Source organism: Ruegeria sp. YTSB088, from assembly GCF_059609825.1.
Window position 1 is genome coordinate 159,792 of record NZ_JBXWMM010000003.1, and the last position, 25,087, is coordinate 184,878.

At 58.7% G+C, this 25,087-nt stretch carries 24 protein-coding genes and 1 tRNA gene; 13 read left to right on the forward strand and 12 right to left on the reverse strand.

Annotated elements, in window-relative coordinates:
- Positions 1-35 precede the first annotated feature (35 nt).
- From AC2FFA_RS06210 to AC2FFA_RS06225, 4 genes are read right to left on the reverse strand one after another with little or no spacing between them, the layout of a single operon-like run.
- Positions 36-800, reverse strand: a complete 765-nt coding sequence (locus AC2FFA_RS06210) for an SDR family NAD(P)-dependent oxidoreductase (RefSeq protein WP_496850565.1) — start codon at positions 798-800, stop codon at positions 36-38.
- A complete protein-coding gene (locus AC2FFA_RS06215) occupies positions 797-1,729 on the reverse strand; it encodes an SDR family oxidoreductase (protein ID WP_496850567.1) in 933 nt (310 codons plus the stop codon). The genes AC2FFA_RS06210 and AC2FFA_RS06215 overlap by 4 nt, the downstream gene beginning before the upstream one ends.
- A complete protein-coding gene (locus AC2FFA_RS06220; protein WP_496850569.1) occupies positions 1,726-2,628 on the reverse strand; it encodes a bile acid:sodium symporter family protein in 903 nt (300 codons plus the stop codon). Before AC2FFA_RS06220 ends, AC2FFA_RS06215 begins: the two co-directional genes overlap by 4 nt.
- Complete coding sequence (locus tag AC2FFA_RS06225) at positions 2,625-3,941, reverse strand: flavin-containing monooxygenase (protein WP_496850571.1); 1,317 nt, start codon at positions 3,939-3,941, stop codon at positions 2,625-2,627. The genes AC2FFA_RS06220 and AC2FFA_RS06225 overlap by 4 nt, the downstream gene beginning before the upstream one ends.
- Before the next feature lie 65 nt (positions 3,942-4,006).
- Here AC2FFA_RS06225 and AC2FFA_RS06230 point away from each other — a divergent pair, with 65 nt between their 5' ends.
- Positions 4,007-4,669, forward strand: coding sequence for a TetR/AcrR family transcriptional regulator (locus AC2FFA_RS06230; RefSeq protein WP_496850573.1), 663 nt, complete (start codon positions 4,007-4,009; stop codon positions 4,667-4,669).
- A gap of 254 nt (positions 4,670-4,923) precedes the next feature.
- A complete protein-coding gene (locus AC2FFA_RS06235; RefSeq protein WP_117868017.1) occupies positions 4,924-5,619 on the forward strand; it encodes a THxN family PEP-CTERM protein in 696 nt (231 codons plus the stop codon).
- A gap of 175 nt (positions 5,620-5,794) precedes the next feature.
- Here AC2FFA_RS06235 and AC2FFA_RS06240 read toward each other — a convergent pair whose 3' ends face one another.
- The 3 genes from AC2FFA_RS06240 to AC2FFA_RS06250 are packed head-to-tail and all read right to left on the reverse strand — an operon-like array spanning position 5,795 to position 7,102.
- Positions 5,795-5,956 (reverse strand): hypothetical protein, encoded by a 162-nt coding sequence (locus AC2FFA_RS06240; protein ID WP_162896721.1) that lies wholly within the window; start codon positions 5,954-5,956, stop codon positions 5,795-5,797.
- Positions 5,957-6,006: 50 nt separating this feature from the next.
- Positions 6,007-6,627, reverse strand: a complete 621-nt coding sequence (locus AC2FFA_RS06245) for a pyridoxamine 5'-phosphate oxidase family protein (RefSeq protein WP_496850576.1) — start codon at positions 6,625-6,627, stop codon at positions 6,007-6,009.
- 10 nt (positions 6,628-6,637) lie between these two features.
- Positions 6,638-7,102: a nuclear transport factor 2 family protein gene (locus AC2FFA_RS06250; protein WP_496674416.1), complete on the reverse strand. Its 465-nt coding sequence runs from the start codon at positions 7,100-7,102 to the stop codon at positions 6,638-6,640.
- A 292-nt stretch (positions 7,103-7,394) separates the two neighbouring features.
- On the opposite strand from AC2FFA_RS06250, the gene AC2FFA_RS06255 reads away from it, so the two are divergent.
- The 3 genes from AC2FFA_RS06255 (at position 7,395) to AC2FFA_RS06265 (ending at position 10,719) form a co-directional block, all read left to right on the forward strand.
- Entirely contained in the window at positions 7,395-7,958 is a 564-nt protein-coding gene (locus tag AC2FFA_RS06255) for a TetR/AcrR family transcriptional regulator (protein ID WP_496674419.1), read from the forward strand.
- Between the two features lie 141 nt (positions 7,959-8,099).
- Positions 8,100-9,257, forward strand: coding sequence for an acyl-CoA dehydrogenase family protein (locus AC2FFA_RS06260; RefSeq protein ID WP_496718788.1), 1,158 nt, complete (start codon positions 8,100-8,102; stop codon positions 9,255-9,257).
- A gap of 190 nt (positions 9,258-9,447) precedes the next feature.
- On the forward strand, positions 9,448-10,719 hold the full coding sequence (locus tag AC2FFA_RS06265; protein ID WP_496850579.1) for an NAD(P)/FAD-dependent oxidoreductase: 1,272 nt from the start codon (positions 9,448-9,450) through the stop codon (positions 10,717-10,719).
- Between the two features lie 2 nt (positions 10,720-10,721).
- Here AC2FFA_RS06265 and AC2FFA_RS06270 read toward each other — a convergent pair whose 3' ends face one another.
- Entirely contained in the window at positions 10,722-11,423 is a 702-nt protein-coding gene (locus tag AC2FFA_RS06270) for an SDR family oxidoreductase (RefSeq protein ID WP_299895275.1), read from the reverse strand.
- 103 nt (positions 11,424-11,526) lie between these two features.
- On the opposite strand from AC2FFA_RS06270, the gene AC2FFA_RS06275 reads away from it, so the two are divergent.
- Positions 11,527-12,378, forward strand: coding sequence for a LysR substrate-binding domain-containing protein (locus AC2FFA_RS06275; protein WP_299895272.1), 852 nt, complete (start codon positions 11,527-11,529; stop codon positions 12,376-12,378).
- Here AC2FFA_RS06275 and AC2FFA_RS06280 read toward each other — a convergent pair.
- Positions 12,369-13,271, reverse strand: coding sequence for a LysR family transcriptional regulator (locus tag AC2FFA_RS06280; protein ID WP_496850581.1), 903 nt, complete (start codon positions 13,269-13,271; stop codon positions 12,369-12,371). The two genes, AC2FFA_RS06275 and AC2FFA_RS06280, sit on opposite strands and share 10 nt — an antisense overlap.
- Positions 13,272-13,346: 75 nt before the next feature.
- Here AC2FFA_RS06280 and AC2FFA_RS06285 point away from each other — a divergent pair, with 75 nt between their 5' ends.
- The 5 genes from AC2FFA_RS06285 (at position 13,347) to AC2FFA_RS06305 (ending at position 20,520) form a co-directional block, all read left to right on the forward strand.
- Complete coding sequence (locus AC2FFA_RS06285; protein WP_496850583.1) at positions 13,347-16,559, forward strand: reductive dehalogenase; 3,213 nt, start codon at positions 13,347-13,349, stop codon at positions 16,557-16,559.
- A 125-nt stretch (positions 16,560-16,684) separates the two neighbouring features.
- Complete coding sequence (locus AC2FFA_RS06290; protein ID WP_496850585.1) at positions 16,685-17,551, forward strand: FAD binding domain-containing protein; 867 nt, start codon at positions 16,685-16,687, stop codon at positions 17,549-17,551.
- Positions 17,548-18,027 (forward strand): (2Fe-2S)-binding protein, encoded by a 480-nt coding sequence (locus tag AC2FFA_RS06295; RefSeq protein WP_152458906.1) that lies wholly within the window; start codon positions 17,548-17,550, stop codon positions 18,025-18,027. The genes AC2FFA_RS06290 and AC2FFA_RS06295 overlap by 4 nt, the downstream gene beginning before the upstream one ends.
- Positions 18,027-20,282, forward strand: coding sequence for a xanthine dehydrogenase family protein molybdopterin-binding subunit (locus tag AC2FFA_RS06300; RefSeq protein WP_496850588.1), 2,256 nt, complete (start codon positions 18,027-18,029; stop codon positions 20,280-20,282). Before AC2FFA_RS06295 ends, AC2FFA_RS06300 begins: the two co-directional genes overlap by 1 nt.
- Entirely contained in the window at positions 20,275-20,520 is a 246-nt protein-coding gene (locus tag AC2FFA_RS06305) for a MoaD/ThiS family protein (RefSeq protein WP_117868042.1), read from the forward strand. The genes AC2FFA_RS06300 and AC2FFA_RS06305 overlap by 8 nt, the downstream gene beginning before the upstream one ends.
- On the opposite strand, the gene AC2FFA_RS06310 is transcribed toward AC2FFA_RS06305, so the two are convergent.
- Positions 20,517-21,221 carry a lysophospholipid acyltransferase family protein gene (locus tag AC2FFA_RS06310; RefSeq protein ID WP_496850590.1) on the reverse strand — a complete coding sequence of 235 codons (705 nt, stop codon included), beginning with the start codon at positions 21,219-21,221 and terminating at the stop codon, positions 20,517-20,519. The genes AC2FFA_RS06305 and AC2FFA_RS06310 overlap by 4 nt on opposite strands.
- Positions 21,222-21,362: 141 nt before the next feature.
- Here AC2FFA_RS06310 and AC2FFA_RS06315 point away from each other — a divergent pair.
- Positions 21,363-21,438, forward strand: a tRNA-Trp gene (locus AC2FFA_RS06315).
- A gap of 473 nt (positions 21,439-21,911) precedes the next feature.
- Here AC2FFA_RS06315 and AC2FFA_RS06320 read toward each other — a convergent pair.
- On the reverse strand, positions 21,912-22,838 hold the full coding sequence (locus AC2FFA_RS06320; RefSeq protein ID WP_496850592.1) for an alpha/beta hydrolase: 927 nt from the start codon (positions 22,836-22,838) through the stop codon (positions 21,912-21,914).
- Positions 22,839-23,058: 220 nt separating this feature from the next.
- Between AC2FFA_RS06320 and lptF the strand changes: the two genes are divergently transcribed.
- Complete coding sequence (gene lptF, locus AC2FFA_RS06325; protein ID WP_496850594.1) at positions 23,059-24,198, forward strand: LPS export ABC transporter permease LptF; 1,140 nt, start codon at positions 23,059-23,061, stop codon at positions 24,196-24,198.
- A 3-nt stretch (positions 24,199-24,201) separates the two neighbouring features.
- Here the strand turns inward: lptF and AC2FFA_RS06330 are convergent, their stop codons facing one another.
- Positions 24,202-25,035, reverse strand: coding sequence for a LysR family transcriptional regulator (locus AC2FFA_RS06330; protein WP_496850596.1), 834 nt, complete (start codon positions 25,033-25,035; stop codon positions 24,202-24,204).
- Between the last annotated feature and the right edge of the window lie 52 nt (positions 25,036-25,087).

Genomic DNA, 25,087 nt, shown 5'->3' on the forward strand with positions numbered 1-25,087 from the left:
TCCAGTGACCGGAAGGTCAAGGGCCCGGGGTAATTTTAGTGTCCCGGGTCGCGCATGTTGCGCTCCATCATGCGCTGATACAGGCGTGGCGAAAGGCGGTTGAGCCACCAGGACAGGCGCGCCACGCGGCCAACCGGGATCATGGACTGCGATTTGTCCAGTCCGCGCAGGATCGTTTCGGCTGCGGCCTCGGGGCTCATTTCGTCCATCCCGTCCTTCGCCGATCCGGGCCGCGCGGTTCCGTCCGTTTGCTCTTGCGCGTTGCCGGGGTTGGTGGCCACAAAGGACGGCGCAGCGATCTGGACCTGAACGCCATGAGGGGCTTCTTCCGAGCGTAGCGATTTGAAGAATCCCTCCAACGCATGTTTCGAGGCAACATAGGCCGTCCGATGGTAAAGCGGAGCAAAACCGGCCACCGATGAGATGGCCAGATGTGTCCCCTTTGACGCCCGAACCGGGTGCAAAAACGCGCGGGCCATTTCAACGGCCGCAAAGTAGTTGATATCAAACAGTGATCGGTGGCTGGCCGAGTCGGACTTTTCAAAGCCCCGGATTTGCGTGACGCCAGCGTTGTAGATGACCAGATCAATACTGTCGCAAGTCGTGATCGCCCTTTGGCACGCGTTGGCAAGCTGCGCGGGGTCCGTCAGATCACACGCGATTGGAAGCTGGTTCGACCCGGAGTCCAGACCTGAAATATCGAGATCCAGCAGCACCACACGCCACCCGCGACTTTGCAGAGCATGGCTGAGGGCCTGCCCCAAACCGCCCGCTCCACCGGATATGACGGCCGTCTTCATAGCCCGGCCTGCTTTTGCCAGAGCGCGAACACCTGGGCGCTGGTTTTTTCAGGCGTGTAACCGAAGTCGGATTTCAGGGCGGTGTTATCCAGAACCGGTCGATATTGCAGAAATCGCACCTGTTCCGGCCCATAACGGGACAGACCCAGCGGACGCGCAGCGGCCAAAGCCGATTTCAGCGCCCAAGCGGGCAGGCGCAGAACCGGTTTCCCCATGGCGCGGGCCAGATCGGTCACACCCATCGCGCCGTCCCCGGCGACGTTGTAAACGCCAATCGGCCCGTCGGTTGCCGCGCGCCTAAGGATACGTGCCAGATCATGCGTCCAAATGAATACAAACGGACTTTCGCTACCGACCACGGCCAGCAGGCGCGGTTTGTGGAACAGGGCGGTGATCTGATTTTCGGATCCAGCCCCCAGAACCGTGCCCACGCGCAGAACAACCTGCTCCAGATCGGGGGCGGCTTTGCGCGCTTCGGCCAGGATTTCCTCGACCTGCCTTTTGTGATCGGAATACGGAAACTCGGGGTTACCTCGCAGCGGATCACCTTCGCGCAGCGGTACTGGGTTGTCCGCGTGATAGCCGTAGGCAGCACCGGAAGACGTGACGACCAACCGGCGCACCCCGTTGGCAATGGCTGCGTTCACCACCTTGCGGGTGCCCTCGACATCAACCGCATATGCCGCCGCACGTTCCATTTTTGGCGGAGGCGTCACGATGGAGGCCAGATGCACTATGACATCCGGCTTCACGTTGCAGATCACACGTGCGGGGGCGTCCGTTGTCACATCCATGGGCAGATAGTGGACGTTTTCCGGCATGCTTTTCGGGTGTTTAAGATCCGTGGCAAAAACCTCGTGCCCCTGAAGTTCGGGCAGCAGCGCCTGACCGACCAACCCGGCGGCACCTGTGATCAGGATACGGGTCATCGCGCGGCCTCGGTTCGGGCCATGACCGACGCCAGGGCAATCCCCGAGATCGCGTGCCAGATGCCCCAGAACGCCGCAACAACGGCCATGCCGCCAAGCCCGTGGAAGAAGGCAAAGATCAACACCAGCCCAAGGCCGGAATTCTGAATGCCGGTTTCGATGGTGATGGCACGGCGATCGAAGGGGGACAGCCGGGTCAGAGTGGCCACGACCCAACCGCCCCCCAGCGCCAGGGCGTTGTGAAGGACCACAAGCCCGGCAACAGCCCCGGCAAAACTGAGGAAAAACCCCCAGTTTGCGGCCAGGGCAAGTACGATGAAGGCCCCAAAAATACCCATCGACAGGTATTGCAGCGGCGCGCGCAAGCGGGCTGTCAGGGCTGGGCGGCGCTGGTTCAGTGCGATGCCCAGGACCAGAGGCAAGATCAGCATCAGCCCGACAAGGATTGCGATTTGTACCGGATCAATCTGGGTCTGCTGCAGGATTGCGCGTGTCGGCGGATACAGCCCGCCCCAAAGCGCAATGTTGAAGGGCGTCATGAAAACCGCGCCGATGGTTGCAAAGGCGGTCATCGACACTGACAGCGCCGCATTTCCACCGGCGCGGTGCGTAATGAAGTTTGAAATATTGCCCCCCGGACAGGCGGCGACAAGGATCAGCCCAAGCGCGATCGACGGGCGCGGCTCCGTCATCCACACCAAAGCAAAGGTCAGAGCGGGCAAAACGATGAATTGGGATACCAGTCCGACAAGTACCGGCTTGGGCGCGCGTCGCAAACGATCGAAATCCCGAGGCGTCAGATCGATCGCAATCGAGAACATCACGATCGCCAGTATCGCGTTCAACAGCGTAAGGGAGGCCGGGCTGAAATTCAGTGTGACTTCGTCGATACCACTCATACGGCGGCTTTCCGCAGCCGTTCGATCCACCCGGAAACGGCCTTTCTGTAAGTGGCCTTGTCCACGTAGTAAGCCATTCGCGGCAGATCGATATAGCTCATGCCTCCGGTGGCGCGCGTATAGTCTTTTTGCTTTTCGGTTTTCAGATCGGCCGCCACCGGGCAACCCTTCTGATGACCTTTTATATAGCGCGCCACCATTTCGGCCTGCTCGTGCCTGCCCTGCCAGCCCAGGCCAGTTGCCTCGACCATGCCCAGCACAAAAAGATCGTCCCGTTCCGGGTGTAGCGCGTTCAGGTACAGATGTGGTGCGTCGCCTTGCCAGTTCAGCAAGTCACTGTCGATGAACGGGTAGTGCAGCTTGTATCCGGTCGCGGCGAGGATCATGTCATACTCTTCGCTCGAGCCGTCCTTGAAATGCACGATTTGGCCTTCCAGTCGGTCGATATCGGGGCGAATGCGCAGATCACCATGGCCCGCGTGATACAAAACCAGAGAATTCACCACCGGATGGCTTTCATAAAGCTGGTAATCAGGCTTGGGAAAACCGTATTTCTGCGGATCGCCGACAAACCAGCTCAGGATCAGGCCGTCTACCTTACGCTTCAGCCACATGGGTAGGCGGATCTTGCCGCCCATCGTGTCGGCAGGTTTGCCGAAGACGTATTTGGGCACGAAGTAATAGCCGCGACGCATGGACAGATCGCAGCGTTTTGCGTGATGGATTGCGTCAACCGCAATGTCGCAGCCGGAATTTCCCGCGCCCACGACCAACACACGCTTGCCGTCGAACTGGCTAGGGTACCGGTACTGCGAGGCATGGATCAATTCGCCGTCAAACGTACCGGGAAAGCTGGGTACATTCGGCTCTGACAGGGTGCCGTTTGCAATCAGAACCCCTGCGAATTCGGCCTGATGCTCGCCGTCGGCATCGCGCCAGAAAACACGCCAACCGTCACCAGATTCGCCCAGCGGTGTGATCCGGGTGACTTCTGCATTGAACTTGTAACTTTCACGCAGGCCGAAACGATCGGAAAAGGCCCGGAAATAGTCGCGCATCGCCCGGTGCGAGGGGTACTCGGCAACCGCCTCATCCATAGGGAAATCTTCGAATTCAGTCATGCGTTTTGATGAGATCAGATGCGCTGACTCATACATGGTCGATCTGGGGGCATCGATATCCCACAGACCGCCCACATCCGAGTGCAATTCGAACCCCTGAAAGGCGATGCCCTGTTCCTTCAGCACCTTGGCTGCGGCCAAACCCATCGGCCCCGCCCCGATCAGGGCGAATGCGTTGCGCGTCTGTGTCATGAACCCTCCCGAAGTTCGTGATGCTTAACTTGAACGAACGACCAAAATAAGGCAAGATGAAAATCATGAGTCTGAAAAACATAGAAAAGCCAAGGCAAAGAGCAGCGTCCAAGCGGTCTTTGGAGACCAAGGCAAGGATTACGGATGCGGCTGAAACCGTCTTTGCCGACCGGGGATTCGAAGGTGCGTCGATCCGGGATATCGCGGCATTGGCAGGGGTTCAGATTGGTCTTGTGCACCATCATGGTGGTGGCAAGGAAGAGTTGTTTTACAGAACCGTCGCGCGGCGTGCGGACGAACTGGCGCAGCTTCGGGTCGACGCGTTGAACAGGGCCAGGGCTGTTGCTCCGCTGACGCTTCACAGCATTCTGGACAGCTTTATTCGACCCTATGTGGACCTGGCTGAGAAGGGTGGGCCTGGATGGATGGCATATGGACGGTTGGTGGCCCACGTATCGGTTGACCCCAGGTGGCGCGATATCGCAGCAGAGTGTTTCGACCCCACCGCCCAGCTGTTCATCACCGAGATCGCCATGCTTTACCCGGATGTCGATCCAGCCGTTTTGGCAAGTGGCCAAGTTTATTCGGTCTCGGCGATGCTGGCCCATCTCAACAGTGGATGGCGGGTCGAAGCCCTGTCGCAGGGAGGTGACGTGTCCGGCATGGAGCGTCTGGTGGACTTTTGCGCCGCCGGTATCGAAGCAATGGTACGATCCGGTCGTGAATGAACTCTCACGCGACGCGCGACTGTGTGTTCAATCGTTGAGTTGGCGCCCTGGTTTTCCCAATAGCTGTTTCCAGCATCCGGACAGTAGGCGCAAGCTGGATGATTGTATCCCATTTAGCGCTCTATTGGGCGCCCTCCGCTTTGATTGAGGTGAAAACGTGGCGTCAATGTGGCGCATGAGCTAAAAGTTTAATTATGTTGTGCTGCTCTTTCACAGAGTGGTTTGTAACAAGTATTTATTCGTAAGGTGGGCACATGACATTCATACGAAACATAGCCGCGATTGCTGTTGCAGGCGTGATGGCTGCAAGCGGTGCTTCGGCGCTGACCATTTCCAGCATCTCGCCCTCTTGGCAAAACGTAAATCCGACGTCCGGCGTTTCTGAAAGCACCTCTGGTCCAACGATTTCTCTTCGGTGGGGAAATGGCAGCAGCTCAAGCGGTTACGATTTCACGCCAACAGGCACGCCGATTTCAGGTCTGTTGCCTGATACGGCATTTGCTCTGGGACAGTTCTCGCATCTGAATTTCCCGATCACGGGAACAACGCTGAGCACCGTCGATCTCATTGTCGACATACTGATCAGTGGTGGCCCTCTGGTGTCTTCGTCATTTGCCCTGACGCATAACGAGACATTGAATCGTCCAAGCAACTGTCCGGCGGATTCTACCCCTTGCGATGACATCGTGACCATTACCAATACTTTGGGCTCACAGAACTTCAGCTTTGGTGGGCAGAATTATGTGTTTTCAGTCCTCGGCTTCTCTCAGAACGGCGGCGGCACTATTTCAAACGGCTTCAGCACAACGGAAAACATGCAAAACGTCGCGACGCTGTACGGGCAATACACGATTGCCCCTGTGCCATTGCCCGCCGCTGGCTGGTTGCTTCTTGGCGGCATCAGTGGCTTGTTTGTGATGGGTCGCCGGAAAAAGCGCAGCATGGCCTGACGGCTTTTTGTGCTCTCTCCATTCTTGTGGTGAGAGCATGCCTGGAATCGGGCCGCTCTGGTGAAGCCAGGAATTCGGTCTTTCAGAGCATGCGCCTGACCGGGCCTGAATTGATGGAATTAGCTTGAAACGATACGGGCGCTTGCTGGAAGCCTGTCGGAAGGCCGCCCGATCATCACTCTTGCTGCAAATGTTCGAACAAAATCTTGCTGAACACGGATGGCGGTGACGTTCGCACGGCGCTGGGCGAGACGAAAAAACCGAACATGATGATCAGTATGATCAGGGCAGTACCGGCAAGACAAGCCGCCGAGAGGTGAAAGACCGAGCGAACCATTGCGACACTCCCTTCTCTAAATATCCGGAAATTCTGTGAGGTCTGAAACGTCAGCCTGACTTTGCCAGCTCTTGTTTCAGCCTTTGGTTTTCCGCCTGCAAGTCTGCCAACTGCTGCCCCAGCTTGTTCAGATGAGGGCGCAACTCTGCTTCGGTGAAGCGCGGTGTGATGTGGCTTGGGCAGTTCCAGTCCAACGCCTCGACGCGAATGATCACGGCCCGTTCGGCCGTTGCCTCGGCCTCTTCCGAGTAAAGGGTAGCGGCCGCTGCTTCGCCTTCCGTGAATGCGACGCGCCCAAGGATCTTGAGACGGCGTCGGTTGGCGTAATCCATCAGGATCATCGCGATGCGATCGTTGCCGTCCAGGTTTCCGCGTGAGATGTACTGTTTGTTGCCCGAAAAATCCGCATATCCGATAGTCAGGGGCCCCAGCACTTTCAAAAATCCTGCTGGCCCGCCCCGATACTGCACATAGGGCCAGCCGGTCTCGGACACGGTGGATTGATAGAACCCGTCCCGTGCCTGAATGAACTCTTTCTCGGGGCCGCCGATCAGGTGGCCTTGCTGGGGATCACCTTCAATGAACTTTGTATAGGTTCTGGCAGATCCCATCCTCTCCTGATGAGCGCGGACAGAGGGAGTAAACGTCAGTTCGGCAAAAGCGCGGGGCATGAATGTCCTTTCAAAGACCCAGTTCGGTCAACCCGGGGTGGTTTTCAGGGCGTTCGCCCAGGGGCCAATGGAACAGCCGGTCATCTTCTGCAATGGGAAGATCGTTGAGCGAGGCATGGCGATGTGACATGCGTCCGTCATCGGCGAATTCCCAGTTTTCATTGCCATAGGATCTGAACCACTGACCGCTGTCGTCGCGCCACTCATAGGCATAGCGCACGGCTATACGGTTTCCGGCAAAGGCCCACAGTTCCTTGATCAGGCGATATTCCAGTTCTTTCCGCCATTTGCGGGTCAGAAAGGCGTGGATGTCGGTATGGCCGGACAGGAATTCAGCCCGATTCCGCCATTGACTGTCTTCGGTGTAGGCAGGCGTCACGCGGTCGGCGTCACGACTGTTCCAGGCATTTTCCGCCATGCGCACTTTTTGAGTGGCGGTTTTGAAGGTGAACGGGGGCAGTGGGGGTCTGGACATTTTGCAAATGCTTTCAGGTGAGTGAGGCGGCAAGAAGAGCCATGGTCAGAAGGAAGGGGACGTACTGAGGTGGAAAAATGCTGGCGCGACGTTTCATCGGTCAAATCCTCGGGTGTACAGATCGGTTAACTTACAAATAAGGTGTACCGATCTGTAAACTTTTGCAAGTGGAAATTTCACGATGAGACTGGGCGTCTGGTAAAATTATTTTAAAACAATGCTTTGGCTTTGGGTCATTGTACTTCGCGCTTCATGATAATATGTACAGAACGGTACACCATGGAGCCGAATCATGCGCCCAAACAAACGGGATGAGTTGGTCAGCAAGGCCCTGAAGGTCTTTTACCGCGACGGGTTTCACGCAACCGGCATGGACAAGCTGGTTGTGGAAACAGGCGTGTCAAAGACGTCGATGTACAAGCATTTCCGCACCAAGGAAGACCTGATCGTGGCCGCGCTGCGCCTGCGGGATGAGAACTTCCGCAACTGGTTCTTTCAACGCATCGACGAGATGGCAGAAACACCAGCCGAACAGATCATCGTCAGCTTCGATGCCCTGAAGGAATGGTTTGAAGAGGACGGGTTCCGGGGCTGCATGTTCATCAAGGCCGGGGCTGAGTATCAGGATAAGGATCACCCCATCCATGTGCAGGCCGCTGAGCACAAACAGCTTTTGCTGGAACATTTTACGATCATAGCCCAACAGGCCGGCGCGCATGATCCTCGAAAACTCGCGAGTCAGATCGTACTGTTGCAAGAGGGAGCAATCGTATCCGCCGTTCTGCTTAAGAACTGCGATCCGGCTGAAGACGCCAAGGATGCGGCCAAACACCTGTTGGCCAAAGAACTGGCTTAACCCGGCCAGTCAAAAGGGATTCTCTGACATTGCAGGCTGAGGAACGTTGCGTTGTTCCTCAAAGGGACGCCGCGTCACAAGGATTGGCGTGAGTCGAACACAGCGCTAGCCTTTCCGGAAAGACTGATTGGAGAGCGTACAATGTCACTTTTCACTTCGACTGCGGCATGGGTCACCGATGAACACCGCATGTTCGCGGATATGGCTGGTCGGTTCATGGATGACGAACTGTCGCCCAATATCGAAACCTGGGTTGAAAACGGCGTTGTGGATCGCGATTTCTGGCGCAAGGCCGGCGAAACCGGGCTGATGGCGGGTGCGATCCCCGAAGAATATGGCGGTGTCGGCGGCGGCATGGGCTTTGACGCCATCACGGCTTATGAGCAGGGCGCGCGAGGAGATGCGGGTTGGGGCTATGGCATTCAGTCGATCGTGACCCACTATCTCACCGCCTATGGCAGCGAAGATCAGAAGAAGAAGTGGTTGCCCAAACTGGCGTCGGGCGAATTGGTCGGCGCGCTAGCAATGACAGAACCCAGCACCGGCTCGGACGTGCAGGCCGTGCGGACGACCGCCGAGAAGGACGGGAACTCCTATCGGCTGAACGGGTCAAAGATCTTCATCACGAACGGACAGACTGCGGATCTGATTATCGTGGCCGCCAAGACCGACAAGTCCGCTGGCGCACGCGGCGTCTCATTGATTGTGGTGGAAACTGACGGGTGTGAAGGTTTTCGCCGGGGGCGGAACCTCAAGAAACTGGGCATGAAGGGCAATGACACTGCCGAGTTGTTTTTCGAAGATGTCAAAGTGCCGATGACAAACCTGTTGGGGCCCGAAGAAGGGCAGGGTTTCTATCAGCTGATGAAACAACTGCCCTGGGAACGGCTGAATATCGCTATCATGGCGCTGGGCGCGATCGATTTCGCCATCGCCGAAACAGTGAAATACGTGCAGGAACGCAAAGCCTTCGGGCAGCGGGTGATGGATTTTCAGAATACCCGGTTCAAACTGGCGGAATGCAAGACCAAGGCCGAGGTTCTGCGCAGTTTCATCAATGATTGTATCGGAAAACTGGAAGTGGGCGAGCTGGACGCGGCCACGGCCTCGATGGCCAAATACTGGGGCTCTGAGGTGCAGAATGAGATCATGCATGAATGCCTGCAACTGTTCGGCGGCTACGGGTTCATGATGGAATATCCGATCGCGCGTCTTTACGCGGATGCCAGGGTGCAGATGATTTATGGCGGCACCAACGAGGTCATGAAAGAGCTGATCGCGCGATCGCTCGACGTCTGAGCCCGCCACGCGGGTCCTCCCGCCCGGTGTCGTCATTCATGACGGAATGACTCCTCCGGTTGGGCCCGGCAGGCTCGGGCAAAGCCCGTGCCTGCGGAGTCTGTTTCGTTGTCGCAACATTGCTAAATGGAGGCTTGCATAAAGGGAGGTATCGGTAGGATGTTCCGCCGAAAAGACTCAGAGGCCCGACGTGAACGATCCCGAACATGCCCTGTGGCGAAGCACTTGCACCGAGGCAGTCACAGCACCGCCCCTGACCGCTGACGCAGCGGTTGATCTGGCTGTCATCGGAGGCGGCTACACCGGGTGTTCAGCGGCTTTGACCGCAGCCTGCGCCGGCGCGTCGGTCTGTCTGCTGGAGGCGCGAGAGATCGGGTTTGGCGGATCAGGGCGCAATGTAGGTCTGGTCAATGCCGGGTTGTGGTTGCCGCCGGACGATATCCGCGCGCGTATCGGTGCAGAGCCGGGAGACCGTTTGATCGACTTGCTGGCCAAGGCGCCGTCGGATGTGTTTGCCTTGATCGATGAATATGGCATTGCGTGTGAGCCCGTGCGCAACGGAACCCTGCATTGCGCTCATTCCGCGTCGGGTTTGAAGGACCTGCATACGCGTCATGCGCAGTTGAGCGAAGCAGGAGCGCCGGTTGAGTTGCTGTCAGCAGACCAGGCCGGTGAACGCACCGGCAGCCAAGCCTTTCACGGTGCCTTGTTCGATCCACGGGCAGGAACCATTCAGCCTTTGGCCTATGCGATGGGTTTGGTGCGCGCGGCGTCGCAGGCCGGGGCACGGATACATATGCGCAGCCCAGTGCAGACTATGACATATGAGGGCGGGCACTGGGTTCTGAAGACACCAGGCGGGACGGTTCGGGCAAAGTCGGTCATTCAGGCGACAAATGCCTATCATCATGCGTTGCCGGATACCGCGCCTGCTTATGTGCCGGTCTACTATTTCCAGTACACCACAGCCCCGCTGACTGACAATTTGCGTGCCAGTATCCTGCCAAAGAAAGAAGGGTGCTGGGATACCGGACTGATCATGACGTCATTCCGACTGGATCAGGCGGGGCGGATGATCATTGGCGGCATTGGGGATCTGGGACATGCCGGTCGGGTTGCGCATTCCGGTTGGGTCCAGCGCAAGCTGGCCGAGCTCTATCCGCAATTGGCCGACCAGCCGTTGGAACACGGGTGGCACGGGCGGATCGCAATGACGTCGGACCATATTCCGAAGATCACGCGGATCGGCCCCAACGCTCTGGCCGCACACGGGTATTCGGGCCGCGGCATCGGCCCGGGCACGGTGTTCGGCCGAATGATGGCCGAGAGTCTTCTTGCCAATGATCTCTCGATTCTGCCGGTTCTCGCCGTGTCGGAATACCGAGAAAGCTGGACACGCGTGCGCCGCGCTTTTTTCGAATCCGGCGCGGCGCTGACACATCTTATAAAGGCGCGGGTCTGAGTTCAGACAGACCGGGTGATACCGCCGTCCACACGGATATTCTGTCCGGTGATATAGCCGCCGCCTTCTGAGGCAAGCAAAGCGACGACCGAGGCGATCTCGTCATAACTGCGCCCATATCGCCCCATTGGGATGCGGCTGCGGAACTCTTCCTTCTCGGGAAGGCTGTCAATGAAGCCCGGAAGAACGTTGTTCATTCGGATATTCTCGGCGGCATACTTGTCCGCGTACAGCTTGGTGAAGGCGGCCAGCCCGGCCCGGAACACGCCCGAGGTCGGAAAAACCGGATCCGGTTCGAACGCGGCAAAGGTCGAGATGTTGATGATCGATCCACCCCCCTGCGCCTGCATGATCGGGGTCACAAGCCGTGTGGGGCGCACCGCGTTCAGGAAATAGACATCCATCCCGGTGTGCCAATCCTCGTCCGTCAGTTCAAGGATCGGAGCGCGGGGGCCGTGACCGGCGGAATTGACCAGAACGTCAACGCGCCCCCAATGGGCCATGGCCGCATCGACAAGCTTCTGCAAATCCTCGGTGGACTGGTTCGAGCCGGTAATGCCGACGCCGCCCAATTCTTTCGCCAAAGCTTCTCCCTTGCCCGAGGAAGACAGAATGCCAACCCTGAACCCGCCCGCCGCCAACCTCCGGGCGGAATCCGCACCCATGCCACTGCCGCCCGCTGTAATAAGTGCTACTTTTTCCATCTGACATCTCCGTTTTCAGTTGATCCCAGGATGGAGGTCAGAGAGCGGTTTGACCAATCAGTTCTGCTGGCTCTATGCTGTAGAAAATCTACAGGACAACACTATGGTCGCCCTTCCGCCCCTGAACGCTTTACGTGCTTTCGAAGCTTCTGCGCGTCATTTGAACTTTCGACTGGCCGCCGAGGAGCTTGGCGTTACACAAGGGGCTGTGGCGCAGCAGGTGCGCGGGCTTGAGGCACGATTGGACGAGGTTCTGTTCGATCGCCTGCCGCGTGGGTTGCGTCTGACCGAATCCGGACGGCGGTTTCACGCGCCCCTGCGTCGTGCCTTCAGGTTGATCGAAGAGGCTGTCGAAGACCTGTCTCCGGATCGCCGGATCACGTTGTCGGTCACGCCCAGCTTTGCCTCGAAATGGTTGGTGCCGCGTTTGTCGGGCTTCACGGACCTGTATCCGGACATCTCGGTTCAGGTGGATGCGCGCGAGCGTCTGGCGGATTTCAAATCGGATGGCGTTGATCTGGCTGTCAGGCAGGGACGGGCGCCGTTTGCGGCGGAACTGGAGGCGGTGCCTTTGTTCTCGACCGAGTTCATCCCGGTATGCAGCCCTTCTGTTGCGGGCGGAATCAGCACCCCTTCTGACTTGATGAAGCAGGTATTGCTGAACGACACCCACGGATTGTGGCCCTTGTTCCTTGAACGGGTGGGGGTAAGCGGAAAGCCCAGAATGATGAGCTTCAGCCAGACCAGTCTTGCGATCGACGCGGCAGTTTCGGGGCAGGGTATAGCACTGGCCAATGCGCCTCTTGTCGCGCAAGAAGTGGCCTCGGGCCGTCTGGTTCAGCCGCTGGCGGATGTCCTGGTTGAAGATCTGGGGTTTTATGTGGTTGCGCCCCGTAAGCCACGCCAGCCGCAACTGGTCGAGATCATGCGAGACTGGCTGTTGTCTCAGGTCTGAAGAGATGCAGCGATTGCCTCGATCCGGGCCCGCAACCAGCGATGTGCCGGATCATTGGCCGACCTCTGATGCCAGACCATGTAGATCGACACCGGCGCGCATTCGAACGGCAGTGGTGCGCAATCCAGCCCAGCCAGCGGGCCCTGTTTCATCAGCGCCGTGTCGGTTGAGATCAGGTCGCTGCCCTGTATGAAGGCCGGGATGGCGTTGAAATGCGGCAGGGTTACTACCGCTGGCCTGATCTGGCTTTGATCGACGCCTCGCATGACGGCGCGGGCGTTGCGGCCATCGGCAAAACGCACCTCGACATGATCGCAGTTGCAATAGGCTTCCCAACTGTCGGGCGGTGAGTGCTGCGTGGCGTCATAGAACACCACCAGCGGACTGGTCATCAGGTGTTTCTGAAAGATATCCGGCCCGTCCGGCGGCAACGGGGTCAGCATCAACTGGCATCTGTCACTGCGCAGCAGCTCGGGGTCGGGCACGCCTGAAGGAATGAATTCCAGCCGCAGACCTGCGCCTTCGGCACGTGTTTCTCGAAGCAACTGCGGAAAGATCAACTCGCGCGGCATGTCATTGGTGGCGATGCGGATCCTGATCTGTTCGGACTGCGGGTCGAACGGCCGCCCTTCGGTCAGCGCCCGCATTCCGTCCAGCACCTTTTGCGCGGGCTCCTTCAGGGACAAGGCGCGCTCGGTCGGGGTAAGGCCCTGACCGGACCGGACAAACAACGGGTCGCCCAGCACCAGCCGGAGCTTGGCCAGCGTGTGGCTGATGGCCGATTGCGTGACGCCCAGCCGATCCGCAGCTTTCGAAACCGAGCTTTCCTCGAGTATGGTCAGAAACGTGCGCAGAACCTTGCCGTCTAGATCAGTGAAATCGATTTTCTTCATACCACTTATGATTATGCATGAATGGTTTCGCTGTCCATTACGGGGTAGGGGATGGGTGGCAACAGGAGGCGCATAATGGGAATCCGCTTTTTCTCGGACAAGAACCGGCCCGTTCACATGGGGCGATACCCGTTGGAGCGTTTGACCCGACAAGATACCATGCCGGACTTGTCGCGTGTGCCCTTGATGGGCGAACTGAGTTTCCACCGGCCGGAACGGCCCGACAGCATCGTCAACGCCATGGGCGAATTTCAGGCGATGCTGGACGCGATCCGCGACGGGTTGGTGAACCCGATTGCATCCGAGATCCCATCAGATCCGCAGGAACGCGCCAACCATCTGAAGGCATTCGGATATTTCAACGATGCGTCGATGATGGGCTGCGGGCCGTTGCCGTCAGATGCACTGTTGGACGAACCACGCCGAAACCCCGATATCGACCGGCTTGCCCATGCGCTGCGAACGCGCCAGACCAAGACGCTGGCCTCTGGGATCGATCTCATCATGGCGGATCTGAAAGACAGTATGGAGGCCGCGCCCAAGCCGATTGACGACCACTGTCACACCATCGTTTTTCTCTATGAACATAACCGCGATCCGGACCCTTCCGAACCCGGTGCGGATTGGATCATCAACGCGCAGGATCATCGTGCCTGCCTGCTGGCAACCGAGAATGCCGTGGTCATCGCCAACTATATCCGTCTGCTGGGTTTTGACGCCCGTGCGCACAGCGTGATGTCGTCCGAAGTCGATCTGGACAGGCTGGCCGTGGCCGCCGGTCTGGCCACGGTCGAGAGCGGTGAACTGGTTGCGCCGTGGCTGGGCACCAGGTTTGGCCTTGCAGCCGTGACGACCGAGATGCCCATCGCGCATGACCGGCCGCTCAGGCCCATGGCGCAACAGCCGTGGTTTCGGACTCAAGGCCCGGCATGGTGGTTGGGAACGGGATTTGCCAAGAACGCCCTCAACCGTGACCCATATGCCAAAAGACGCTATGTGGACGGGGCCCATCCGTTCGAAAAACTCAAACGGGTCGAGACCCCGACAACCTATGTCGACGAGGAAAATGTCGCCCGCGTTCCCAAGCGCGCCGACATGTTCGCCCGCGCCCAGTTCGGCGACATGGGCAAGTCACTGCAGGACGCCGCGAAAGGCGGGTACTACGTGCGCAAGGCTGCGCCCAGCTTTGCCCAGCGCCGCGCGCTGGGTGCATTCGTTCTGTTGCAGGACGGTGAAAGCGCTGACCTGCGTAAGCCTGCCGATGCCGGACGCAATGCGGCAAACATCAAAGCAGCGACCTATTTCCTGGGCGTCGATGCGGTGGGTCTCAGCCGCTGTCCGGAATGGGCGTGGTATTCTCATGACGCCACTGGCGAAGAAATCGTGCCGCCTCATGATCAGGCCATCAGCATGATCATCGATCAGGGCTATGAAACGATGGAAGGTGCCAGCGGTGACGACTGGATCAGTGTCGCCCAATCCATGCGCGCCTACCTGCGGTTTTCGCTGCTGGGAGGTGTGATCGCCCAACAGATCCGCAACCTGGGCTACAGGGCCAAGGCGCATACAGTGATGGATGGCGAGGTGCTGCAACCGCCGCTGTTGCTGCTCTCGGGGTTGGGAGAGGTCAGCCGGATCGGAGAAGTAATCCTAAACCCCTATCTGGGTCCGCGCCTGAAATCAGGCGTGGTGACGACCGACATGCCGATAGCGTATGACAAACCCATCGATTTCGGCCTGCAGACCTTTTGCGAGTCCTGCAACAAATGCGCCCGCGAATGTCCCTCGGGCGCAATCACCGCCGGACCGAAGCTGATGTTCAACGGTTACGAAATTTGGAAATCCGACAGCCAGAAATGCGCCACATACCGTGTAACGACGCCGGGCGGCGCGATGTGCGGGCGCTGCATGAAGACCTGCCCGTGGAACCTCGAAGGCATCTTCAAGGAACGCCCCTTCCGTTGGGCTGCGATGAACATCCCCTCGGCCGCGCCCGCGTTGGCCAGGCTGGACGATGCGGTCGGCAATGGCGGGTTGAACGACATCAAGAAATGGTGGTGGGATATCGAGTTGCAGCCTGACGGCGCCTATCGCCCCACGACGCACCCGTTGAACCGACGCGATCTGCAAAAGGATCTGGACCTGAAATATGAGGATCAGACTCTCGCCGTCTATCCCGCTTATCTGGCTCCGCACCCCTGGCCCTATCCCTTTGCAATGGATCGAGAGGCCGGGATCGCAGCCTATGAGGCCATGGTGACGGCCGACGAATACAAGGCGCGAAAGGCAAGCGGGGACATGTCGATCATCCATCGCTATCAGATCGCCGGTGATGCGCCTGTGATGCGGGTCGCCGTGACCAAGGTCGACAAGATGACGGCGGATGTCACGAAATACGAATTCACATCGCTGGACGGTGCGCCCCTGCCGGGATGGACAGCGGGCGCACATCTGGACGTTCTGGTCGCGCCGGAATTTCTGCGGCAATACTCCATGTCCGGCGACCCGTCGGATCGTGCGACCTATCAGATCGGAGTGTTGCGCGAGGATGACGGGCGTGGCGGATCCGCGCTGCTGCATCGCATCTTCACCGAGGGTCGAAAGGTTTTCGTTTCCAAACCGATCAACCACTTTGAATTGGATGACACGGCAATCAGAACATTCCTCATGGGCGGCGGTATCGGCATCACCCCGATGATCGCCTTTGCCCATCGCCTGCATGCACTGGGCCGCGAGTTCGAGTTACACTATTCGGCCAGCACACGGGACGGGGCGGGGTATCTGGATGATCTGGCCGCTATGCCTTGGGCAGATCGCGTTCATTTCCATTTCTCGGACGAAGGCACCCGCGCTGATCTGAATGTGATTCTGTCCGGCTACCGGGATGGATGGCATGTCTACACCTGCGGGCCGGATCGTTACATGAACGGTGTGATTCAGGCGGCAGAGCAGCAAGGCTTTCCCGAAGAGGCGCGTCATCTGGAATATTTCTCGGTTCCTGAAATGCCTGAATATGAAAACCACGCGTTTGAACTCAAGCTTGCGCGTTCGGGCCGGATACTGCCTGTGCCCGCAGATAAAGACGCGGCTCAGGTTCTGAACGAATCCGGTTTTCATGTGGATGTGAAATGCGCTGACGGCATCTGCGGCGTATGTAAATGCGGTGTCATTTCGGGCGAGGTCGAGCATCGGGATTTCGTTTTGTCCCGGAAACAGCGCGAAGGCGCCATGATCCTGTGCCAAAGCCGCGCGGCGGAACCTGATGGATTGATCGAAATCGATCTCTGAACCCTGTCCAAAAGCGACATTTGGAAGTTGAATTTTGGTCGCTCGGCCCATGGACGCCGGACGAGGGGTGAATTAACGTCGCCGCGAACCCAGATATTCCTGACCAACAGGTACGAGGTAGCTTCATGGATTATCACAGCCCCGCCAGCTTTGCCGAAGCTTCGGCTCTGGCCGCGAACGCGACGGGCATCACACGTTTTCTGGCGGGCGGTACGGATGTACTGGTGCAGCTGCGCTCGGAACTGGTGACGCCCGATACGCTGATCGACATCAAGAAAATCAACGGTGTACACGATATTACCCGCAATGCCGACGGTGGCTGGACGCTGGGTGTTGCCACAACCGGCGCCGAGATGAGCGAGCACCCCGAGCTTGGCCGCGACTGGCCCGGTGTCGTCGAGGCGATGGACCTGATCGGTTCAACTCAGGTTCAGGGTCGCGCGACGCTGGCCGGCAACCTGTGCAACGGCTCCCCTGCGGCTGATTCCGTGCCCGCCATGGTGGTGGCAGGCGTGACCGTCACCGTAACCGGCCCCGATGGCACGCGTGACGTTGCAGTTGAGGACATCCCGACCGGGCCCGGCAAGACCTCGCTGGCGAAAGGCGAACTGATCTCGGCCATCAACATTCCTACCCGTGGTGAAAATGGGGGCGATGCCTATCTGCGTTTTATCCCCCGTACCGAAATGGACATTGCGGTCGTGGGCGTTGGTGTGAACCTCCGTCTGGACGGTGACGTCATCACCGAGGCGCGCGTGTCGCTGGGTGCCGTGGCACCGACCGTTCTGTTGGTTGAAGACTGTGCCAACGCGATTATCGGCAGCACTTTGGACGATGCCGCCCTTGACGCACTGGCCGGGGCCGCGTCGGCCGCCTGCAATCCGATTGATGACAAACGCGGTACGATCACATTCCGCACCGAAGTCGCCGGCGTACTGGCCAGGCGCGCCGCGAAAATCGCCTATGCCCGCGCGAAGGGAGAAAACGCATGAGCAAGCTCCACGTATCCACCACCGTGAACGGAGACGCGGTTGAATACCTCTGTGACCCGCGCGAAACCCTGCTGGACTGTCTGCGCGACAAGCTGAACCTGACCGGCGCCAAAGAGGGCTGCGGCACCGGTGATTGCGGCGCGTGCTCGGTCACCGTCGATGGCCGTCTGGTGTGCTCGTGCCTGATGCTGGGTGTCGAGGCCGAAGGCAAGCAGATCGAGACCGTCGAAGGGATTGCGGATGGTGACATCCTGCACCCGTTGCAGAAGAAGATGATCGAATATGCCGCGCTTCAATGCGGCATCTGTACCCCGGGCATTCTGGTGGCGGCGAAGTCTCTGTTGGAGAAGAACCCCAATCCGACCGAGGAAGAAACGCGCTATTGGCTGGCGGGCAACCTATGCCGCTGCACCGGCTATGACAAGATCATTCGCGCCGTGATGGACACGGCGGCTGAGATGCGGGAGGCGTCATAATGGCTCTGGACGATCGCAAAACTGATTTCACTTTCGTTGGCACCCGCCCCAATCGCCCTGACGGTCTGGACAAGGTGACAGGCCGGGCCAAGTTCGGCGCGGATATCTCGGCCCCCGGCATGTTGCACGGCGCCATCCTGCGCTCACCCCATGCCCATGCCCGGATCGTCAGAATTGATACCTCGAAAGCTGAGGCATCGAAGGATGTCAAAGCCGTCGTGACCCGCGCCGATTTCGCCAATGTCCCGTTCAAGCCCGGACTCGAAGGCGAATTCTGGAACGTGCTGGAAAACGTCATGGCGGGTGAAAAGGCGCTTTATGACGGGCACGCGGTTGCTGCGGTCGCGGCCACATCTGCCTTGGCGGCACGTGATGCGCTGAAACTGATCGAGGTCGAATACGAGGTGCTGCCGCACGTCACCGATGTGGACAAAGCGATGGCTCCGGATGCGCCGGTGATCCGGCAAGGCGCAGCGGACTATTCGGTGCCAGAAGGGATGCACCCGAATGTCGTGCGCTATCACGAAAGCGGTCACGGTGACGTCGAGGCGGGCTTTGACGAGGCCGATCTGGTTGTCGAAGACAGCTTTGTCACCGAGGCGACCCATCAGGGCTATATCGAACCGCATGCCTGCCTGGGCATGCTGGGCAATGACGGCAAGGGCGAGTTGTGGTGCACAACCCAAGGTCACTGGATAGCGCAAAAAACCTGTGCGGCGCTGCTGGGAATCGAAACCTCTCAGTTGCGCGTCACGGCGTCTGAAATCGGCGGCGGTTTTGGCGGCAAGACCACGGTCTTCATCGAACCCGTCGCGCTGGTGCTCAGCCGCAAGGCCAACCGTCCGGTCAAGATCGTGATGAATAGGTCCGAGGTTTTCCGTGCCACCGGGCCGACCTCTTCGGCGTCAATGGACGTGAAGATCGGCATGAAGAATGACGGCACGATCTCGGCGGCGCAGGGTGTCTTCCGCCTGCAAGGTGGGGCCTTCCCCGGCGCCCCGGGCGACATGACGGCCATGTGTGCCTTTGCGCCCTACAACCTGATCAACGTCAAACAGATCGGTTACGATGTGATGTCGAACCGTCCGAAACAGGCCGCCTACCGCGCGCCGGGCGCACCCATGGGTGCTTTCGCCGTTGAGTCCGTCATTGATGAGCTCTGCAACAAGCTGGGCCTCGATCCTATCGATGTGCGCCTGAAAAACGCCGCGCATGAAGGCACGAAGGCCAGCTATGGCCCGACCTACGAGCGCATCGGTCTGGTCGAAACCCTTGAGGCTGCCAAAGCGCATCCCCATTACTCGGCCCCACTGAAGCCGGGGCAGGGGCGCGGGGTTTCCTGCGGCTTCTGGTTCAATCACGGCGGCGAGACCAGCGTTTCACTGGCATTGTCCGAGGATGGCTCAGCACAGTTGATGGTCGGAACACCCGACATCGGCGGGTCGCGCGCGTCCATGGCCCTGATGGCGGCCGAGGTTCTGGGCGTTCCGTATGAAAACATCCGCGTGACCATCGCCGACACGGCGACACTGGGCTACAACGACGTGAGCCATGGTTCGCGTGTGACTTACGCGTCGGGCCTCGCCACGATCAAGGCCGCAAGACACGCGGTCGAGAAACTGTGCGAACGTGCGGCGGCCAAGTGGGGCATCCCGGTCGATGCGGTGAAATGGGAAGACGGCTGCGCGGTGCCCTCGGGGCCTAATGCTGGCGATTTCGACCCGCTGCCGCTGGCCGATATCACAGCGGATATGGGATCCACCGGAGGCCCGATTTCGGGCCATTTCGAAGCTACCCCCGAAGGCGCGGGCGTATCCTTTGGCACTCATATCGTCGATGCCGAGGTCGATCCGGAAACCGGCAAGACATCGATCACCCGCTACACGGTCATTCAGGATGCCGGCAAGGCGATCCACCCGACCTATGTGGAAGGCCAGTTCCAAGGCGGCGCCGCGCAGGGCATCGGCTGGGCGCTGAACGAGGAATACATCTATGGCGAGGATGGTCGGTTGCAGAACTCGATATTCCTCGATTACCGGATTCCTGTTGCCAGCGACCTGCCGATGATCGACACGGTGATCGTCGAAGTGCCCAACCCCGGCCACCCGTTTGGGGTGCGCGGCGTGGGCGAGACGGGCATCGTACCGCCCCTGGCCGCCATCGCCAATGCAGTGTCCAACGCGGCAGGTGTTCGGATGACGCAACTGCCGATGTCTCCGCCGCGCATCCTTGCGGCGCTCAAGGACAATGGTTGAGGTCCACCTCTGGTCCGGCCTCCGGTCACTGACCGGGGGCCAGCAAGTGGTTAAGGTCGAGGCCAAGACCACCGGAGAGCTTTTACGGGCTTTGGTCCGGGCCCACCCGCAGTTGCAGGCCCCCATTGATGCGGGTGTCTCCATCGCGATCGACGGGCGCGTCATTGCCACCGGGCTTACCGAGCCGATTCCCGAAGGCAGCGAAGTCTATCTGATGCAACGTCTCAGGGGCGGTTAGGCGTCAGGCGACCATGGCTCGCGTCCGACCATCCGGTCAGCCTCTGCCGTGATGTCGTTCATGTGCTGCTCAAGGCTCAGGCGCAGGGTCTCGATTTCCTCTTCGCTTGCCTTGCGGGGCACTGTTTCAGTCCATTCCCGACACAGATACACGCCCTCATTGCGCCAAGGGCGGGGCATCAGAAGGTGATCCCAGGTTCCCGCTTCGCGACCATGTTTTGTTGAATAGGTGATACCGAATACGCGCTTGCCCGAGGTCCGCGCCCATACCAACGGAACCGTCGACAGAACCCGTTCTGGCCCACGCGGGCCGTCTGCCGCGATCCCAATTGAGATACCCTGCTTCATCTTGCCCAGAACCTGGCGTGACAAGGCGACGTGGCGTGTCTTGCTGGCCATGGCAATCGTATCCATGCCAAACAGCATTTGTACCCGGCCCACCATACTGCCCGCCCGGGCAGAGGAGGTGATCGAACAGATGCGCGCCTTGTCCAGCGGAAAGAAATAGGGCGACTGCGCCAGCCGCTGGTGCCAGAGCACAACGATGACCGGCTCACCTTGTTCGGCCAACTGGTCCAGTTCTTCATACCCTATGCGCTGCCAGCGTGTGTTGCGGTTGACCAATCGAATGTAAGTGGCAATCCGTCGGGCCACCCAGTTCAGCACGGCTTCGCTGTCTGCGATCTTCTTGCGGAGGTTCACGCGGGGTTCCTTTTGCTGACCGGACCTTGTCTTAGCGCACTGCACATTTTGCGCAACTTGTTTGTCGGTTCAGATAGTGGTGTGCAATCCGAAAAAGCCTCTTGAGTCCGCCGCGCGGCTGTCATATCTGGGGCGCACTACAGGGGTATAGCTCAGTTGGTAGAGCGACGGTCTCCAAAACCGTAGGTCGCGGGTTCGAACCCTGCTGCCCCTGCCATCCAAATCAAAAACCTAATCGGCAATCGTGTTTGGCGCGTTTCGCGCTTGCGCAATTTTTGAGTGCAGTTGGGGCGAACCGGCAATCAGGACGCGCGTCGTCAGTCTGATGCGAGGTGCAGTTTTGCCAACCCCCGTATGCCAGCAACAAAAAAAGTCCGTAGTGTGAACAGCGTCACTGACCAGTGTTGGGAAATCTGGTTAATTGAGGGTGTCAAAGAGTTGGCGTTCAGGTTCGGTTCAGAACGCATGTTTTCAGTTTCTTCCCCATGACAAGGGCGCGCTTGTGGTTGAGCGCGCCCTTTCTGTTTCTGGCAGGGCGCAAAAACAGTTCAAGAAAAAAGGCGGTTCCAAACGAATGAACGCGGCCGATTGTTGTCAGAATGCGCAAATCAAATGCACTAGGTCTGTATTCGAACAAAACCCGTCCAATCACACCTTGAATCAGGGTCAGAGCGTCGGGCGACCCCTCGGTCAAACCAATAGCGCCAGATCCCCTATATTTGTCTTGTGCCGGGTCGGCATTGTTTTTGCCGGTTGGCCGTCGATCGTTAGTGCAAGGTCTTTGTAAAACCCGTCACTGTCGAACCACCAGCGATGCGACTTCATCATCTTGCGCTGGTTTTTCGGCACGTCCCGCTTGTATTGTTCATCACAATAAATGTCCCAATGACCTTTCGAGGTCAGCTTTGGCATCCCAACGCGGCCCGCCCGCTGCCGCCCGCCATGAACAATCCCTCCGGCCAGGGCCAGAACCTTGTCTTTTCGGCTGTAGTAATTGGTGAACCGCTTGCAGCGTTTTTTCAGAACCAGATCGCCCCATGCGCCCTTTTCCAGCCACTCTGAATCGATATCACCCGACGCGAACATGACCTGATCCGCCGACCATATCTTGTTGCCTGGCCCAGCCGAATCCCCGAAGTCCGAGAAAGCGCGAAGTATGACCAGCGCACCCATGGAATGCGCGATCAGGTGAATCTTGGGGCGCGGGGACATTCCCAACAACGGCAATAGCCCATCCCCCACCAGATGCGGGGCCACCGCCTTGGCATCGGACCGGTCCGAGTCATAGGTGTGCACCGATCCGTCACTGGGCCAGTCAAAGGCAACGACGGCTCCCTGATACCCGTTGGCCCTGAGGTCGCCTTCGATTTTCCCCAACCGGTCCAGCATGTCCTTCTGGCTGGTGTTGAACCCGTGAACATAGATCAGGACGGCCGAATCTCCACCTTCCTGACGCACGAGATCCAACCATTTCGCCTGCTTGACGATGCTGCCCTTGCGAATTTTTCCACCCGGGCTTTGCTGGGTGATGTGAACATATCTGGTCCTTGCCGCCGGCTTTAATGTGAACTTCTTTTTCTGGGCGTTGTAGGTGCGGCGGGAAAAAAACAGTGCCATTCAGGAAACTCCATTCTGATCAATCCTGGAACAGTGCCACGAACTGCCGTTTTCGCAAAGCGTTGGCTCTTGACCTCTTCCTGGGGCAAATCAGCGGCGTTGGGTGAATACGGGTTTGCGCGAAGAGTGTGCGCAGGGTCATCCTGTCGTCCAATGCCTGTTTCCTCTGCCGGATTAATGCCCTAGTGTCGGCTGCAAACGAACACACGCACGAGGCCCCATGTCCCGTTTTGATGGATATTTCCTGCGGCAATTGCTGATTCTGTTTGGCTTTTTCACCCTGGTGCTGGTCGGTGTGTTCTGGATCACCCGGTCTGTCAGCCTGTTTGACAGGGTCATCAGCGGCGGTCAGTCGGCGATGGTTTTTCTGGAATTCACCGCGCTGACTTTACCGACCCTGATCCGCACGGTCATGCCCATGGCGGTGTTTGCTGCCGCCGTCTATGCCACAAACCGTCTGAGCCGCGAAAGTGAGCTGACGGTTATGCTGGCCACCGGATCCAGCCCCTGGCGGCTTGCCCGGGCGGTACTGCTGTTCGGTGTGATTGCCGGGGTGATGATGGCGATCATCAGCGTGTTCTTGCGCCCAGCCTCGGTAGAACAGCTGGAAATCCGGCAGGCTGAAGTGGCCGGAGATGTGACGGCCCAGCTTCTGAACGAAGGCGAGTTCCTGCATCCCGCCGAAGGCGTCACGGTTTACATTGGCAGTATCGATCTGGACGGTACACTCCATGAAGTGTTCGTGTCTGACCGTCGCGATCCTGAAAACGCAATCAGTTATTCAAGCGTAACGGCCTATCTGGTCAACAACGACAGCGGCATCCATCTTGTGATGGTTGACGGAGTTGCGTTGCGTATGAACCGAGAGGGCAAGGTGTTGTCATCCACCCTGTTTCAGGACGCCTCCTACGATATCTCGGAACTGACGAATACAAGCCCGATGACCCGTCGCAGTCTTGAAGCTATTCCAACCCCCGATCTGATCCGCAACCGAGAAGAGATTTCAGCGACGGAAGGGTTCGGCTCTGGAAAGCTGATCGAGGAACTGCATCAGCGGTTCTCGTGGATCGCGATCTGCATTGCCGTGGCCCTGGCCGGGTATTCCACCCTGATGCTGGGCAGTTTTTCCCGGTTTGGATTGTGGCCGCAGATATTGGGCGCCTTCACCATCCTTGTGCTGCTTGAAGGTGTTCGCGGGTTTGTTTCCCCGATGGTGATCGATGACCCGGAGCTTTGGTTTATGCTTTACCTTCCCGCAATCATAGGGGTGCTTATCTCGGGCCTCTTCCTGCTTGTTGCCGGTAGGCCGCTTATGCGAAAACGGCGGCGAGAGCCCCAGATCATGCCGACACCGGCCTGAGTTCTAGCTGCGAAGATCTACCAAACAGCTGCAAATGTCGTCAAATTCCTCGCGATCACCGCGGACGACCAGATACACGGGCAGGGGCAAGCTGACACTGTCCTCGACCCGCTCCAGAGCACCCGAGGCAAGATGCTCGGAAATGACGTAATCGGGGAAATAGCCGTTTCCGCCCCGCTGCAGGACATATCGCAGCGCCATCATGCAATTGCCAAGAAATACGGTCTGACCTGACGCCCGTCGCGCAGCCGATCTTACATGATCCTGATAGACCTCGCCCAGTTCGAGGTTGACGAAGATCAGGTCATCGTCCGTGCCGTCAGCCTTTGGCGTCCGGACCAGGGACAAGAGCTCTGGTTCCAGCTCGTACCACGTGACGCGCCGGTCGGATGGCTTTTCATGTGTGATCGCCGCGTCCAGCACATGGGTTGCCACCGCTTCTACCATGTTCAGGTCGTGGTCGTAGTTCAGCGTCAACAGCAATTTGCCAAAGCGCTGTTCAAACCGAACCGCCAGGTCCACCAGCAACGGATCCCAAATGCTGAGCTGGCCGCCCAACCGCAGCGCCGGGCGGTTCTGTGTCTGTACCGGCAGGTCGCGCGATGCAAAGCCCCAAAGGGACAACATCTGTTCTGCATAGGGTTTGAACTGCCGGCCGAACTCGGTCAGCGCCGTTCCTCCGGCACCGCGCGTGAACAGCGCCCTGCCGGTTTCCTCCTCGATCAGGCGAATGCGCGCGCTGACGGCAGTCTGCGTCACATTCAACTTGCGGGCGGCGGCATGAAAGCCACCGGCTTCGGCCACGCAGAGAAAGGTTTCCAGAGCCTTGGTTTGCATACTGAAAGTATTTTTTGATCATAGCGATAAAATCAATTCATTTTTTTGAAGG

Coding starts and splice junctions, on each gene's coding strand:
- AC2FFA_RS06210 (WP_496850565.1), bottom strand. CDS start 800: ATGAAGACGGCCGTCATATCCGGTGGAGCGGGCGGTTTGGGGCAGGCC.
- AC2FFA_RS06215 (WP_496850567.1), bottom strand. CDS start 1,729: ATGACCCGTATCCTGATCACAGGTGCCGCCGGGTTGGTCGGTCAGGCG.
- AC2FFA_RS06220 (WP_496850569.1), bottom strand. CDS start 2,628: ATGAGTGGTATCGACGAAGTCACACTGAATTTCAGCCCGGCCTCCCTT.
- AC2FFA_RS06225 (WP_496850571.1), bottom strand. CDS start 3,941: ATGACACAGACGCGCAACGCATTCGCCCTGATCGGGGCGGGGCCGATG.
- AC2FFA_RS06230 (WP_496850573.1), top strand. CDS start 4,007: ATGAGTCTGAAAAACATAGAAAAGCCAAGGCAAAGAGCAGCGTCCAAG.
- AC2FFA_RS06235 (WP_117868017.1), top strand. CDS start 4,924: ATGACATTCATACGAAACATAGCCGCGATTGCTGTTGCAGGCGTGATG.
- AC2FFA_RS06240 (WP_162896721.1), bottom strand. CDS start 5,956: ATGGTTCGCTCGGTCTTTCACCTCTCGGCGGCTTGTCTTGCCGGTACT.
- AC2FFA_RS06245 (WP_496850576.1), bottom strand. CDS start 6,627: ATGCCCCGCGCTTTTGCCGAACTGACGTTTACTCCCTCTGTCCGCGCT.
- AC2FFA_RS06250 (WP_496674416.1), bottom strand. CDS start 7,102: ATGTCCAGACCCCCACTGCCCCCGTTCACCTTCAAAACCGCCACTCAA.
- AC2FFA_RS06255 (WP_496674419.1), top strand. CDS start 7,395: ATGCGCCCAAACAAACGGGATGAGTTGGTCAGCAAGGCCCTGAAGGTC.
- AC2FFA_RS06260 (WP_496718788.1), top strand. CDS start 8,100: ATGTCACTTTTCACTTCGACTGCGGCATGGGTCACCGATGAACACCGC.
- AC2FFA_RS06270 (WP_299895275.1), bottom strand. CDS start 11,423: ATGGAAAAAGTAGCACTTATTACAGCGGGCGGCAGTGGCATGGGTGCG.
- AC2FFA_RS06275 (WP_299895272.1), top strand. CDS start 11,527: ATGGTCGCCCTTCCGCCCCTGAACGCTTTACGTGCTTTCGAAGCTTCT.
- AC2FFA_RS06280 (WP_496850581.1), bottom strand. CDS start 13,271: ATGAAGAAAATCGATTTCACTGATCTAGACGGCAAGGTTCTGCGCACG.
- AC2FFA_RS06285 (WP_496850583.1), top strand. CDS start 13,347: ATGGGAATCCGCTTTTTCTCGGACAAGAACCGGCCCGTTCACATGGGG.
- AC2FFA_RS06290 (WP_496850585.1), top strand. CDS start 16,685: ATGGATTATCACAGCCCCGCCAGCTTTGCCGAAGCTTCGGCTCTGGCC.
- AC2FFA_RS06295 (WP_152458906.1), top strand. CDS start 17,548: ATGAGCAAGCTCCACGTATCCACCACCGTGAACGGAGACGCGGTTGAA.
- AC2FFA_RS06300 (WP_496850588.1), top strand. CDS start 18,027: ATGGCTCTGGACGATCGCAAAACTGATTTCACTTTCGTTGGCACCCGC.
- AC2FFA_RS06305 (WP_117868042.1), top strand. CDS start 20,275: ATGGTTGAGGTCCACCTCTGGTCCGGCCTCCGGTCACTGACCGGGGGC.
- AC2FFA_RS06320 (WP_496850592.1), bottom strand. CDS start 22,838: ATGGCACTGTTTTTTTCCCGCCGCACCTACAACGCCCAGAAAAAGAAG.
- lptF (WP_496850594.1), top strand. CDS start 23,059: ATGTCCCGTTTTGATGGATATTTCCTGCGGCAATTGCTGATTCTGTTT.
- AC2FFA_RS06330 (WP_496850596.1), bottom strand. CDS start 25,035: ATGCAAACCAAGGCTCTGGAAACCTTTCTCTGCGTGGCCGAAGCCGGT.